The organism is Novosphingobium sp. ST904, from assembly GCF_001298105.1.
In the GTDB taxonomy this organism is placed as follows: domain Bacteria; phylum Pseudomonadota; class Alphaproteobacteria; order Sphingomonadales; family Sphingomonadaceae; genus Novosphingobium.
Genome location: NZ_LGJH01000028.1, coordinates 1 through 1,178 on the forward strand (window position 1 = coordinate 1; position 1,178 = coordinate 1,178).

At 58.5% G+C, this 1,178-nt stretch carries 2 protein-coding genes; both read right to left on the reverse strand.

Annotation, left to right across the window (positions count from 1 at the left end):
- Positions 1–198 (reverse strand): recombinase family protein (locus ADT71_RS00165; protein ID WP_197282861.1); only part of this gene is annotated, 198 nt, incomplete at its 3' end.
- A gap of 142 nt (positions 199–340) precedes the next feature.
- Positions 341–1,178: Tn3 family transposase (locus ADT71_RS00170; protein ID WP_156336351.1), on the reverse strand; the 838-nt coding region annotated here is incomplete at its 5' end.

Sequence of the window (1,178 nt, forward strand, 5' to 3'; positions counted from 1 at the left end):
ATCGAGACGCAGGACGACGAGTTCGTCATCGGCGCGCAGGAACTGCATGATCGTCTCAAGCTCCGTGCGTCCAGTGCGCGATGCGCCCGAGCCTGTTTCGGAGCGGAGGATTTCACAGCCCGCTGCCTTCAACCGGGCAACCTGGATGTCGAGATCCTGGTCGATGGTGCTGACGCGGGCGTAGCCGACGCGGGTCATGGGCAAATCCGTCACATTAGGGTGGCTTTGCCCTCGTACAGTAACATTGGTGACGGAACACCCTTTTGTGACATGTCGTATATGTCACTTCCGATCGTCACGTTCGGGTGCACCCAAATGGTGCGAGCGGAAAAGGCCCCGGTCAGGCAGCAAGCCGCCCAAAATCGATCCGGCTATTCAGATCGAGGTCGAAGCGGCCATAAGGATTGACGTGGCTGTAAATCAGCGGTGTGAGGCCGCGATAATCATCCGGCGTCATCCGGCCCGTCCATTTCGGTTCCACCAGCACGCTCTGAAGCATTCGGGTGTTCACATAGACAAGCGACGCTTGCAGCAAATGTAGCGCCAGGACCGAGAGCTGCTGCTCATCGATGCGGTTAGTGGCGATCTCGCCGCCCTTGCCGAAGAAAACGAACCCATTGGCACTGTTCCAGTTTTCAACGACATTCAGGCCTTCATGAATTTCGCGGCGGAAGGACTCCTCGCGCAGATACCGGCACAGGAAGATCGTCTTGACCGCGCGGCCCAGCTCACTCAACGCCTTGTAGGTCGGGTGCATCACCTCGGAGCGGCTAAACCGGCGCAGGATCGCCTCCGGGTCGGCGGTTTTTGTCTGCATCGCGGCTGCATATTTGACCATCTCGTCATATTGCTGCTCGATCTCATCCCAGTTGATCGGACTGGAGAGGATCGGCTGCAAGTGGGGAAGCCGCGTTCGCATGCCGACATCGGGAAGAGCCAGCTTCTGGCGAGCGATCGCTTTCAGGCGGGGTGCAAGCTCAAATCCGAGAAGCCGGCAAAATGCAAAGCCAACCGCGCTTTGGCCATGACTATCAACATATTGTCGCTGGATTTCCATGTCGGTGCAATGGCGCAGCACGCCCTCGATCATGGAGGCGACCTCGGAGGAAGAGCAGCGCTTGAGCTGGGAATAGACGCATGTCGCGCGTCGTTCGACATGCCAGTAGATCATGACGCCC